The following is a 9,089-nucleotide window of genomic DNA, read 5'->3' on the forward strand; positions in this document are numbered from 1 at the left end:
GAATTTTTTGCGCTGCTGGTGGGCAACCACATTTTGGGCGGCGGTGGGTTTGTTTCGCGCCTGACCGAGCAGGTGCGCGAAAAGCGCGGCCTGAGCTACAGCGTGTACAGCGGTTTTGCACCGGGCATGCATGCCGGGGCCTTCACCATAGGCCTGCAAACCCGCCCCGACCAAGCCGCGCAAGCCGTGGCAGTGGCACAAGAAGTGGTGCAAAACTTTGTGCGCCAAGGCCCGACCGAGGCCGAGCTGCAAGCGGCCAAATCCAACCTGGTGGGCGGCTTTGCACTGCGCATTGACAGCAACCGCAAGCTGCTGGGCAATGTGGCCAACATCGCCTGGAACCGCTTGCCGCTGGATTACCTGAACACCTGGACGCGGCAAATCGAGCGCGTCAGCGCCGCAGATGTGCAGCGCGCCATGGCCCGGGTGTTGCAGCTCGAGCGCATGGTGACGGTGGTGGTGGGGGCCAACACTGAAGGACAAAGATAACCAGGCTTTCAAGGCTTTGGACCTTTACACTCGGAGGCTATGTCTTCAGCTTCCTCCAAACGCCCAGCCCTGAGCGGCGCAGCCCGCCATGCCGCGGCCAAAAAGCCCAAAACCCCTGTGCCCAAAGGCCCGTCCTCGCACGAAATTCGAATCATCGGCGGCCAGTGGCGACGCACGCGCCTGAAGGTGCTGGACAAGCCGGGCCTGCGGCCCACGCCCGACCGGGTGCGCGAAACGCTGTTCAACTGGCTGGGCCAGGACCTGAGCGGTTGGCGCTGTGTGGACGCGTTTGCCGGCACCGGTGTGCTGGGCCTGGAAGCCGCATCGCGCGGTGCAGCCCATGTGCTGATGGTCGAGCAAGATGCCGTGTTGGTGCGTGATTTGCAAGACAACGCCACCCGCCTGAAAGCCAGCATGGTCAGCGTGCAGCGCGGCGACGGCGTGGCCGCCTTGCTGCGTTTGCCCTCGGGCAGTGTGGATGTGGTCTTCATCGACCCGCCCTTTGACGGCCCCTGGTTTGAGCCGGCCCTGAAAGCCGCCACCCGTGCCGTGCCCGTGGGGGGCTGGATTTACCTGGAAGCGCCTGTGGCCTGGCCTGGCGAGGCGCTGGGGGTTTTGGGCCTGCAGTGCGAGCGCCACCTCAAAGCCGGTGCCGTGCATGCGCATTTGCTCAAGCGGGTCAGTCTGGAGGCCTTGCCTTTGCCCGCACCACTTGGCACCGATGCCGCAATGCCATCCGCCAGCAACACTTTCGCCAATGAAGGAGAAGCCGCATGAGCCCATCTGAAAACCAGGGCGTGACCGCTGTTTATTCCGGCACCTTTGATCCGCTCACGCTGGGCCACGAAGACGCGATCCGCCGTGCTGCCCACATGTTTGACCAGGTCATCATCGCGGTGGCCCGGGCGCACCACAAGAGCACCATGTTCAGCCTGGACGAACGGCTGGCACTGGCGCAAGCCGCGCTGGCCGATTGCCCGAACGTGAAAGCTTTGCCCTTTGACGGTTTGATCGTTGAATTTGCGCGCTCACACAACGCGCAGGTGATCGTGCGCGGCCTGCGTTCGGTGACCGACTACGACTACGAAACCCAGATGTCGGGCATGAACCGCCACCTGGCTCCCGAATTGGACACCGTGTTTTTGCACACCAGCGCCCATGTGCAGCACATCAGCAGCACCTTGGTGCGTGAAATCGCCAAGCTCGGTGGCGATGTCTCGGGCCTGGTGCCCGCGCCCGTGCTCAACGCCTTGCAGGCCAAGGTTGCGACCAAGCATTGAAAACCATGCGGTCCGCGTTGGCCCGACAGGTTATTGGATTTTGTAGGTCGGTGCCTTCAGGTCCGACATGCAACGGTGATGCGGGTTGAACGGCTCACAGCTGTGCGCCTTCCACCAAAAAGCGCACCCGCTTTTGCCCCTGCCACTCGTCGGCGTCCAGCCGATACGCCAGTTTGACCCGTGAAGGCAGCGGTTCGGTGCGGCCAAACCAGATGCCGTCCACCGGCTGGCCTTGGTGTTTCATCTTGAGCGACAGGTGTTTCTCGCCCACCAGCCGCTGCGACACGATCTCGATCTCTTCGCAAAACACGGGCGGTGCAAAGCCTTGGCCCCAAACCTCGTGGTGCAGCATGTCCACCAAATCCACACGGCGGTATTCGGCTGGTAATGGCCCATCGGTTTCCAAGCGGCGTTGCAGCGTGGCGGCGTCCAGCCATTCCAGGGCCACTTGGTTCAGGGTTTCCTCAAACACATCGAGGTGTTCTTCGGCAATGGTGCAGCCCGCCGCCATGGCGTGGCCGCCAAAGCGCAGCAGAACGCCGGGGGCGCGCTTGGCCACCAGATCGAGCGCGTCGCGCAAATGAAAGCCCGCAATCGAGCGGCCTGAGCCTTTGAGTTCGTGCTCTTTGCCCGGGGCACTGCTGGCCGCGAAAACAAAGGTGGGGCGGTGCAGTTTGTCCTTGATGCGCGAGGCCACGATGCCCACCACACCTTCGTGAAAATCCGGGTCGAACACACAAATGGCGGGCGGCGGCTCGTCGCCTTCGTCAAACAGCGACTCGGCCATATCCATGGCCATCTCGCGCATGTCGCCCTCGATCACGCGGCGTTCACGGTTGATCGCGTCCAGCTGTTTGGCCAGTTCATCGGCGCGGCCTGCGTCGTCGGTCAGCAGGCACTCGATGCCGAGAGTCATGTCGGCCAGGCGGCCTGCGGCGTTGATGCGCGGGCCCAGGGCAAAGCCAAAATCAAAGGTCGTGGCCTTGGCGGTTTCGCGACTGGCAGCGCGCATGAGCGCGGACATGCCGCGGGGCAATGCACCTGCCCTTACCCGGCGCAGGCCTTGCGCCACCAGGCGGCGGTTGTTGGCGTCGAGCTTGACCACATCGGCCACGGTGCCCAAAGCCACCAGAGGCAGCAGGGCGTCGAGGCGCGGCTGGTTGCTGGCGTCGAACACCCCACGCTGGCGCAGCTCGGCGCGCAGGGCCAGCAGCACGTAAAACATCACGCCCACACCGGCGATGGACTTGCTGGTGAAGCCGCAGCCGGGCTGGTTGGGGTTGACGATGACTTCTGCCGTGGGCAATTCGCTGCCAGGCAAATGGTGGTCGGTCACCAGCACCTGCAGGCCCAGCGCTTGCGCAGCCTGCACGCCCGCCACGCTGGCGATGCCGTTGTCCACGGTGATCAAGACATCCGCGCCTTGTTGGTGCACACGCTCTGCAATGGGGGGCGTGAGGCCGTAGCCGTCCACCACCCGGTCGGGCACAAGGTAACTCACGTTCTGCGCGCCCAGCATGCGCAGGCCGCGCACGCCCACGGCGCAGGCGGTCGCCCCATCGCAGTCGTAATCGGCCACGATGCACAGGCGCTTGTTGTGCGCGATGGCGTTGGCCAGCAGCTGGGCGGCTTCCGTGGTGCCCAACATGCCGGCCGGGGGCAGCAACAGGTTCAGCGCGTCGTCGAGTTCGTCTTTGGACAGCACGCCGCGGGCCGCATACAGGCGGGCCAGCAGAGGGTGGATGCCTGCTTGTTCCAGCGCCCAGGCGCTGCGGGGGGGCACATCTCGGGTGAGCAAATTCATGGTGTCTTCAGGGAGTGGTCAGGCTGTGATGAGGGCTTGGAGTACCGCAGCTGGGGAAGCTTTGTTGAACAGCCGGGTGATTTTTTGGTGCCAAGCGGCAGGCGCAGCGGTGTAGGTGTGGGCCGCGTGTTCGCTGCACAGGCTGAGCGTGCCTTGCCCCGTGGCTTTGAGGTGCGCCAACAAATCGGCCACGGCCGTGGCATCGAGCTGCTGCCAAGTTTGCTGCCAAGCCTGCACATTGCCATGCAAAGCGCTGGCCCGCAAGGCATCTGACACGGTCACTGTCTCAGTCATGGGCGGTGCAGAGGCCGGTGTGATCGGATGCAGCGTGCCCGCGCCGTGCAGCCAAAACGCGTTGACGGTGTGCTGCCTGCGGGCGTCGCGGGCGTCGTTGACCGGGTGGTTGTAGAGCAGCATCTGCATCTCGCTTTGCAGGCGCTGCAGGGGTCGGGCAGCGGGGTGCTGGGGCATCCAGTCTTTCACGTTCTGGCCAATCACCCGGTCGAGTGAGGGCGTGGGCAGGTCGGCCAGCAGCGCCCCTTGGACGTGCCAGCGCAAGGCGCTGTGCCAGGTCACTTGCAGGCCGTCTTCTTGCAAAAACGGTTGCATGGCTTGCAAAAGCTGCTGCGATTCTTCGTCGCTCAAGCGCAAATGCGCGGGGTCTGCCATCACCACCTGGTCCATGCCGATTTGCCAATGGCAGGGCGTCATCCAGGCTTGGGGCGTGGCACTGGCTTGGCCTTGTTGCGCCCGTTGCCAGGCGGCCCAGGGCAGGGTGGGGGCGTCAAGTGGCCAGCCCAGCGTCTGGGCTTGAAGGCGTTCGTGCGGCATGTGCAGCGCTGTGGGGCCGGGGTCTTGCAGCACCTGCTGGCGCTGCAGCAGGGTCAGCAAGGTTTGCAAATGGGGAAGTTGCAAGCCAGCCCAAACTTCGGGGCCGTTCAGGGCATGGCTGGCCGCATAGGGAATGATCAGGTGCATGGGCGGTGATTGTGGCAGCTGCCGAGGTCGCACTGCACAATACGGGCCTATGTCTTTTTTCAAAAACATCCCCTACGAGCTGGTGCTGGGCTGGCGCTACACGCGTGCAGGCCGCGCCACCCGGCGAAACGGCTTCATTTCCTTCATTTCGGGGGTGTCCATGATGGGCATTGGCCTGGGCGTGGCGGCGCTCATCATCGTGCTGAGCGTGATGAATGGCTTCCAAAAAGAGGTGCGTGACCGCATGCTGGGCGTGGTCTCGCACATCGAGGTCTATGCCGCCGATGGCGCTGCCGTGGCCGATTTGCCCGCCTTATTGGCCCGACTGAAGGCCAACCCGCAGGTGCTGGGCGCGGCACCTTTCATCACCGCACAAGCCCTGTTGGCGCGGGGCGAGGACATGAAGGGCGTGCTGGTGCGCGGCATCGACCCGGCGCTGGAGCCCGAGGTCAGCGATTTGTCGAACGACACGCAAGCCGGGGTGCTGCAGCGTCTGCTGCCGGGCGAGTTCAACCTGGTGCTGGGCCGCGATCTGGCCAATAACCTGTACCTGCAAAGCGGCGACCCGGTGACGCTGGTGTCGCCGTCTGGCCAAGTCACCCCTGCGGGTGTGGTGCCGCGCATGAAGCAAATGGGCGTGGTGGGCACGTTTTCGTCAGGGCACTATGAATACGACTCGGCGCTGGCGCTGATGCACGTCGAAGACGCAGCCCGCATGTTCCGGTTGGAAGGCCCAAGCGGCGTGCGCCTGAAGCTGCGCGATTTGCACCAAGCGCGGGATGTGGCGCGGGACCTGCAACTGGACTTGGGCCCGCAGTTTTTTGTGCGCGACTGGACGCAGCAGAACAAAACTTGGTTTGCCGCCGTGCAGGTCGAAAAAACCATGATGTTCATCATCCTCACGCTCATCGTGGCGGTAGCGGCCTTCAATTTGGTCAGCACCTTGGTGATGACGGTGACCGACAAACGCGCCGACATTGCGATCTTGCGCACGCTGGGGGCCAGCCCGCGCAGCATCATGGGCATTTTTGTGGTGCAGGGCGCCACGGTGGGTGTGATCGGCACGATGAGCGGCTTGGGGTTTGGCCTGCTGGTGGCTTTCAACATCGATGTGATCGTGCCTGCGCTGGAATCTCTGTTCAATGCCAGCTTTTTGCCGCGTGACATTTACCTGATCAGCCGCATGCCCAGCGAGCCCTTGGCCAGCGACATCCTGCCCGTTGCCATCATTTCTTTGGTCTTGGCTTTCGTGGCTACGCTTTACCCCAGCTGGCGCGCCAGCCAGGTCAACCCGGCGGAGGCGCTGCGTTATGAATGACACCCAAAACGTGGGCACTGTGCTGCAGGCCCAGGGCCTGACCAAGCGCTTCACCGAAGGGCGCTTGGATGTGACCGTGCTGCAAGGCGTGGACCTGACCGTGCACGCGGGTGAGACACTGGCCATCGTGGGCGCTTCGGGCTCGGGCAAGAGCACCTTGCTCCATTTACTCGGCGGGCTCGATGCCCCAACGCAAGGCTCGGTGCAGCTCAAGGGCCAGTTGTTGTCTGCCCTGAGCGCTGCCGAGCAAGGCCAGTGGCGCAACCGCTACCTGGGTTTTGTCTACCAGTTTCACCATTTGCTGCCCGAGTTCAGTGCACTGGACAACGTGGCCATGCCGCTGTGGATTCGCCGCCAAGACCGCGCCGAAGCCGCCGCTGTGGCCACGCAGTGGCTGCAACGCGTGGGCCTGGGCGAGCGCCTGCACCACCGGCCTGCCGAGTTGTCGGGCGGTGAGCGCCAGCGTGTGGCCTTGGCCCGAGCCTTGGTGAACGACCCGGCCTGTGTGTTGGCCGACGAGCCCACGGGCAACTTGGACCGCGAAACCGCCGACGGCGTGTTTGCCATGATGCTGCAATTGGCCCGCGAACGCGGCACTGCCTTTGTGGTCGTCACGCATGACCAGGCCTTGGCCGCGCGTTGTGACCGGCAGCTGCATTTGGTCAAGGGCGTGTTGCAAGCGCCTGTTTGACTGGTTTGACGCGCCATGTGGATCGACACGCACTGCCACCTGGACGCGGCCGAATTTGACGCTGACCGGGACGCGGTGCGCGAGGGGGCCCGCGATGTGGGCGTCACGCGCTGCGTGATCCCTGCGGTGCAGCGAGCGCACTGGGCCGATGTGGCGCAACTGGCCCAGCAACATGGCGACGCCTATGCTTTGGGCATCCACCCTTTGTATGTACCGCAAGCGCAAGAAGCTGACCTGCTGGCGCTGGACCGCGCATTGACCGAGCGCCGAGATGACCCGCGCTTGGTGGCCGTGGGCGAGATCGGGCTGGACTTTTTTGTGCCCGAGCTGTGCACGCCCGACATGCGCGAGCGGCAATGGTTTTTTTACACCGCGCAACTGAAGCTGGCTCAACAACACGGCCTGCCCGTCATCCTGCATGTGCGGCGCTCGGCCGACCTCTTGCTCAAAGGCTTGCGCCAGTGCCGCATCACCTCAGGCATTGCGCACGCTTTCAACGGCAGCAGTCAACAGGCGCAGGCCTTTGTAGACATGGGCTTTGCGCTGGGCTTTGGCGGCACATTGACCTATGAGCGTTCATTGCAGCTGCGCCGCCTGGCCTGCGAGCTGCCCCTGAGCGCCTTGGTGCTGGAGACCGATGCGCCCGACATCCCGCCGCAGTGGCTCTACCAAACCGCCGAGCAGCGGGCGCTGGGTGCAGCGCAGGGCCGCAACAGCCCCGCCGAGTTGCCGCGCATTGCGCAGGTTTTGGCAGAGTTGCGGGGCATGCCCTTGCCCGACTTGGCGGCAGCAAGCACCCGTAACGCACAGCGGGTTTTGCCCAAACTGGGGGGCATATGACCCAGCCTGTCTTGACCGAGCCCTGGGCCGAGTCTTTGGCCAGTCCCCGTTTGCAGGGTTTGCCGCCTTTGGTGGGGCCGGACACCCGCGTGCTGGTGCTGGGCAGTTTCCCCAGCGTCAAGTCTTTGCAGTGGCAGCAGTATTACGCGCACCCGCAAAACCATTTTTGGCGCATTGTGCAGGCCCTGTGGCCCGATGCGCCTTGGCCTGACGACAAAAACTACACCCGCCGCTGCGCGTGCTTGCTGGCCCAGGGTGTGGGGGTGTGGGACGTTTATGCCGAGTGTGAGCGTGAGGGCAGCCTGGACAGCGCCATCCGCCATGCTCAGCTGAACGACTTTCCGACATTGTTGCGGCGGTGTCCGCAATTGAGCACCATCGCCCACAACGGCGGCGAGAGTTTTCGTCATGCCAAAGCGGTGGAAAAATCACTGGCCCAAGCCGGATTGGCCGGGCAAGTCACGGTCCATCGCCTACCATCGACCAGTCCTGCGAATGCGTCCTGGACCTTTGAACAAAAACTCACCGCCTGGCGGGCGGTGCTGACCCCATGACCCGAAAAAAATCCTCTGCCTCCAGCCTCGAACTGCCCGAAGTCAATTTCTCCGAAGACGGCGAAATCCGTTACCTGCACCTGGGCACCGAGTGGATTCAGGGCTCGATGTTTCTGGACCGGCCCTTTGACATCGAGCTGGAATATGTGCAGCGCATGTTCGGCTGGCTGCTGTTTTTCCCGCACGCCGAAGTCAAGGGCGCGCACGCCATGCAACTGGGCCTGGGCGCGGGCACCATCACCAAGTTTTGCTACAAAAAACTCAAGATGACCTGCACCGCCGTGGAGTTGAACCCGGGTGTGCTGCACGCCTGCCGGGGCTGGTTTCGTCTGCCGCCCGACGACGCGCGCTTGCGTGTGGTGTTGGCCGATGCGGCGCTGGAAATCCAGAAAGACGAATGGCGCGGCACCGTGGACGCCTTGCAGGTCGATTTGTACGACGAAGAGGCGGCCGCCCCGGTGCTGGACACGCCCGACTTTTATCGACACTGCCGCGAGCTGCTTTCGCTACAAGGCTGCATGACCGTGAACCTGTTTGGCCGCTCGTCCAGTTATGCCGAGAGTGTGGAGAAAATTTGCGCCGCATTCGGCGAAGACGCGGTCTGGGCTTTCAAACCCACCCGTGAAGGCAATGCGATTGTGTTGGTCCAGCGCACCGCCAGCCGCCCCTCGCGCGATGCTTTGCAAAAAGCGGCCAGCGCCATCGAAGAGAAATGGGGCCTGCCCGCTTCCAAATGGCTCCAAGTGTTCAAGCCGTTGGCCAAATAAGTGCTACAGGCCATCCGAGGGGGCATTCAAAGCACTCCGAGTCAGGGTAAACCATGATGACCATTGGCCGCTGACTAGGTGTAACCCACATCGAACTGGGGCCGATGTTCGCGCAAAATCTAAACAACTCAAACCAGAGGAGATATTGCGTGAACATCAAGAGTCAAAAAGACTTTTTTGCAGGGCTGCTGTACGCAGTCGTCGGAGGAGCCTTCGCCATCGGTGCGACCAACTACAACATTGGCACAGGTGCCCGCATGGGGCCGGGTTACTTCCCTCTCATGTTGGGCGTGCTGTTGGGCCTGATTGGCTTGTACATCATGTTCAAGTCCTTGGTGGTGGAAACCGCCGGCGGTGAGAAGATCGGC

The 9,089-nt window shown here is 63.3% G+C and carries 11 protein-coding genes; 9 read left to right on the plus strand and 2 right to left on the minus strand.

Annotation, left to right across the window (positions count from 1 at the left end):
- From Q0341_RS09115 to coaD, 3 genes are all read left to right on the plus strand, one after another.
- On the plus strand, positions 1 to 489 hold a 489-nt coding region (locus tag Q0341_RS09115), incomplete at its 5' end, for an insulinase family protein (RefSeq protein ID WP_299512361.1).
- A gap of 39 nt (positions 490 to 528) precedes the next feature.
- Complete coding sequence (gene rsmD, locus Q0341_RS09120; protein WP_299512363.1) at positions 529 to 1,266, plus strand: 16S rRNA (guanine(966)-N(2))-methyltransferase RsmD; 738 nt, start codon at positions 529 to 531, stop codon at positions 1,264 to 1,266.
- Positions 1,263 to 1,769 carry a pantetheine-phosphate adenylyltransferase gene (gene coaD, locus Q0341_RS09125; protein WP_299512365.1) on the plus strand — a complete coding sequence of 169 codons (507 nt, stop codon included), beginning with the start codon at positions 1,263 to 1,265 and terminating at the stop codon, positions 1,767 to 1,769. Before rsmD ends, coaD begins: the two co-directional genes overlap by 4 nt.
- 94 nt (positions 1,770 to 1,863) lie before the next feature.
- Here coaD and recJ read toward each other — a convergent pair whose 3' ends face one another.
- Complete coding sequence (gene recJ, locus Q0341_RS09130; RefSeq protein ID WP_299512368.1) at positions 1,864 to 3,573, minus strand: single-stranded-DNA-specific exonuclease RecJ; 1,710 nt, start codon at positions 3,571 to 3,573, stop codon at positions 1,864 to 1,866.
- A gap of 18 nt (positions 3,574 to 3,591) precedes the next feature.
- Entirely contained in the window at positions 3,592 to 4,551 is a 960-nt protein-coding gene (locus Q0341_RS09135; protein ID WP_299512370.1) for a hypothetical protein, read from the minus strand.
- Positions 4,552 to 4,600: 49 nt separating this feature from the next.
- Between Q0341_RS09135 and Q0341_RS09140 the strand changes: the two genes are divergently transcribed.
- From Q0341_RS09140 to Q0341_RS09165, 6 genes are all read left to right on the plus strand, one after another.
- Positions 4,601 to 5,869: a lipoprotein-releasing ABC transporter permease subunit gene (locus Q0341_RS09140; protein ID WP_299512372.1), complete on the plus strand. Its 1,269-nt coding sequence runs from the start codon at positions 4,601 to 4,603 to the stop codon at positions 5,867 to 5,869.
- Positions 5,862 to 6,560, plus strand: coding sequence for a lipoprotein-releasing ABC transporter ATP-binding protein LolD (gene lolD, locus Q0341_RS09145; protein WP_299512373.1), 699 nt, complete (start codon positions 5,862 to 5,864; stop codon positions 6,558 to 6,560). The genes Q0341_RS09140 and lolD overlap by 8 nt, the downstream gene beginning before the upstream one ends.
- 15 nt (positions 6,561 to 6,575) lie before the next feature.
- Positions 6,576 to 7,400 carry a TatD family hydrolase gene (locus Q0341_RS09150; protein ID WP_299512374.1) on the plus strand — a complete coding sequence of 275 codons (825 nt, stop codon included), beginning with the start codon at positions 6,576 to 6,578 and terminating at the stop codon, positions 7,398 to 7,400.
- Complete coding sequence (locus Q0341_RS09155) at positions 7,397 to 7,954, plus strand: DNA-deoxyinosine glycosylase (RefSeq protein ID WP_299512376.1); 558 nt, start codon at positions 7,397 to 7,399, stop codon at positions 7,952 to 7,954. Before Q0341_RS09150 ends, Q0341_RS09155 begins: the two co-directional genes overlap by 4 nt.
- A complete protein-coding gene (locus Q0341_RS09160) occupies positions 7,951 to 8,721 on the plus strand; it encodes a spermidine synthase (RefSeq protein ID WP_299512377.1) in 771 nt (256 codons plus the stop codon). The genes Q0341_RS09155 and Q0341_RS09160 overlap by 4 nt, the downstream gene beginning before the upstream one ends.
- 149 nt (positions 8,722 to 8,870) lie before the next feature.
- The coding region (locus tag Q0341_RS09165) for a tripartite tricarboxylate transporter TctB family protein (RefSeq protein WP_299512379.1) at positions 8,871 to 9,089 on the plus strand (219 nt) is incomplete at its 3' end.

The sequence above is a fragment of the uncultured Limnohabitans sp. genome (assembly GCF_937889215.1).
GTDB lineage: Bacteria > Pseudomonadota > Gammaproteobacteria > Burkholderiales > Burkholderiaceae_C > Limnohabitans_A.

Coding starts and splice junctions, on each gene's coding strand:
- coaD (WP_299512365.1), top strand. CDS start 1,263: ATGAGCCCATCTGAAAACCAGGGCGTGACCGCTGTTTATTCCGGCACC.
- Q0341_RS09135 (WP_299512370.1), bottom strand. CDS start 4,551: ATGCACCTGATCATTCCCTATGCGGCCAGCCATGCCCTGAACGGCCCC.
- Q0341_RS09140 (WP_299512372.1), top strand. CDS start 4,601: ATGTCTTTTTTCAAAAACATCCCCTACGAGCTGGTGCTGGGCTGGCGC.
- rsmD (WP_299512363.1), top strand. CDS start 529: ATGTCTTCAGCTTCCTCCAAACGCCCAGCCCTGAGCGGCGCAGCCCGC.
- Q0341_RS09155 (WP_299512376.1), top strand. CDS start 7,397: ATGACCCAGCCTGTCTTGACCGAGCCCTGGGCCGAGTCTTTGGCCAGT.
- recJ (WP_299512368.1), bottom strand. CDS start 3,573: ATGAATTTGCTCACCCGAGATGTGCCCCCCCGCAGCGCCTGGGCGCTG.
- Q0341_RS09160 (WP_299512377.1), top strand. CDS start 7,951: ATGACCCGAAAAAAATCCTCTGCCTCCAGCCTCGAACTGCCCGAAGTC.
- lolD (WP_299512373.1), top strand. CDS start 5,862: ATGAATGACACCCAAAACGTGGGCACTGTGCTGCAGGCCCAGGGCCTG.
- Q0341_RS09150 (WP_299512374.1), top strand. CDS start 6,576: ATGTGGATCGACACGCACTGCCACCTGGACGCGGCCGAATTTGACGCT.